This is a genomic window from Microcystis sp. LE19-41.2A (assembly GCF_027530405.1).
In the GTDB taxonomy this organism is placed as follows: Bacteria; Cyanobacteriota; Cyanobacteriia; order Cyanobacteriales; family Microcystaceae; genus Microcystis; species Microcystis aeruginosa.
Genome location: NZ_JAPZQJ010000620.1, coordinates 1 through 1,897, shown reverse-complemented (window position 1 = coordinate 1,897; position 1,897 = coordinate 1). Strand labels below are relative to the sequence as shown.

The 1,897-nt window shown below is 39.9% G+C and carries 1 pseudogene; it reads left to right on the top strand.

The features are described from left to right. Positions 1-389: 389 nt before the first annotated feature. A pseudogene (locus O9290_RS25515) lies at positions 390-1,897 on the top strand (IS5 family transposase); the annotation flags it as partial.

The window sequence follows — 1,897 nt, the reverse complement described above, 5'->3', positions numbered from 1 at the left end:
AACTCGACCGACTCAACTGCAACAAAAAGCGTTAGATTTATTGGGAGTTTCTCTGATTTGTACCCAGTAACGGGGCGGCGGAAATTCTCTTAATCCCTTCTACAGCACAGGTTATGGCTTTTTGTCAACGGGGAAGTCCAGATATAAGGGTTTCAGAACTTTTTTCTCATTTTACCTAACCCACCTTGACAGAAGATAAATGACATTTTGGGCGCCGGCGGTCATTGGTGTCAACTTAAGCAAAAAGCTTAATTATTATTAAGTAGGGCTGGCTGAAAAAGCCTGAAATGCCGATAGGAAAAAGGTTTCGACTCAATAAAGTCGAGAAAAAAGGCCCAAAAAAAGGTAAAATACACTAAAAGCCAAGCACTTTTTTTCATTCAGTACAGATGTATCGTATCTCGACCGCAACTCCATCAGAACCCGAATCATTTGAACTGCCCGAGGAGCGGAAAACTATCAGATGAAAACCGTTGGGTTATTATGGCCAACTTAATTCCCTGGGAAAAATTTGAAGAAGAGTACGCAAAAAGCTTCTGCGAAAACAAGGGTGCGCCCGCCTTACCATTTAGGGTAGCAATGTCCGCATTAATTATTCAAGAAAGATTAGGAATAAGTGATAGAGAAACCGTCGAACAAATTAGGGAAACCCCTTACCTACAATACTTTATTTGGCTAACAAACTATTAAACAGAAGCTCCATTTGATGCCTCAATGATGGTATATTTTCGGAAAAGAATTAAGTTAAATCTCCTCAACAAAATTAACCAAGAAATGGTGAAAAAAGGACGAGAAATTCTCGAAGACAAAGAATCTGATGCCAGAACAGAAGAGCGAGGAGAAGAAAGTGAGCGGCCCAATGCAGGAAAATTAATATTAGATGCGACTTGTGCGCCCGCTGATATTAAGTATCCCACAGATTTAGACCTATTCAATCAAGCTCGTCAAGGAACGGAAAAAATCCTAGATTGTCTCTACAGGGAAGTCAAAGACAAGTTAACTAAGAAACCAAGAACTTCCCGAAAAATAGCGAGAAAAAACTATTTAAAAGTCGCTAAAAAACGTCGTCCCTCTCAAAAAGAAAGACGGAAAGCCATTGGTCAACAACTGGGATATATTCAAAGAAACTTAGGTTATATATAGCGTTTCTCGCATCTGTGCGGCACACTTAAACCTTTGCTGATTAAGCTGTTCAGGATCGGGAATGTACCTCTTGTGAATCAGAACCGCTATAGACCAACTAATTGAATTAGGAGCCTCCTTAACTTGTTTAAGTAAAAGACAATATAAAATGCTATTAGTCATTGAAGAAGTCTCTCGTCAACAACGGGAGATGTGGTCAGAGAAAAAAACAAGGGTTGACCAGAGAATTGTCAGTTTAAGTCAACCTCATGTACGTCCTATTGTGAGAGGCAAAGCCGGAAAACCGACGGAATTTGGGGCAAAGCTCTCGGTGTCTTGTGTAGATAATTATGTATTTTTACACCGGTTGTCTTGGGAAAACTTGAATGAATCTCAAGATTTGAAAGCGCAAGTAGAAAACTTTAAAGAGACTTATGGTTGTTAGCCAGCAATCCGTTCATGTCGATAAAATTTATCGAACCAGAGAAAACTTGGCATGGTGCAAGGAAAGAGGGATAAGATTAAGTGGATTACCCTTGGGAAGACCACCGAAGAATCGAAGCGCTGGACTAAAAAAACAAGCACAAGAGGACGAGAGTTTTCGCAATGCAATAGAAGGGAAATTCGGACAAGCTAAGAGAAGATTTGGTTTAAATCTGTGCATGACAAAACTACCTGAAACTTCAGAAACGTCCATTGCTATTACCTTTTTGGTTGTCAATCTTTCCCGACTGCTTCGGCAGTTTTTTGGGCTTTTTTTGTCTTTCTTGATTTC